Here is a 283-nt window from a genome sequence, read left to right as displayed (position 1 = left end):
CGGCCTACCTCGCCTCTCGGGCGGGCTACACGGGCGCCCTCATCCGGGGACCGAAGGTTCTCCACGATCACGGACGCAAGCGCGGCTCCGCGGAAGCACAGCGCGTGGTCGATATCTACGCCACCATCGCCGGCGCCTATTTCGCGCAGCTCGCCGCGATCGGCACCCCCGGCGTCTTCGACCTCTGGAAGACGAGCGTGCGGGAGGGCGGCCCCGTCGACCTGCGCAAGCTCGAGATCGAGTTCAGGGCGGCGGCCGACGAGATCGCCTGGCTGCGCGAGTC

At 70.7% G+C, this 283-nt stretch carries 1 protein-coding gene; it reads left to right on the top strand.

The window, feature by feature from the left end:
* Nucleotides 1-283: hypothetical protein (locus tag L5876_RS14605; RefSeq protein WP_236957092.1), on the top strand; the 283-nt coding region annotated here is incomplete at both ends.

The sequence above is a fragment of the Hyphobacterium sp. SN044 genome, from assembly GCF_021864465.1.
In the GTDB taxonomy this organism is placed as follows: domain Bacteria; phylum Pseudomonadota; class Alphaproteobacteria; order Caulobacterales; family Maricaulaceae; genus Hyphobacterium.
Note: the sequence above shows the minus strand (reverse complement) of the source record. Positions and strands in the feature narration are given on the sequence as shown.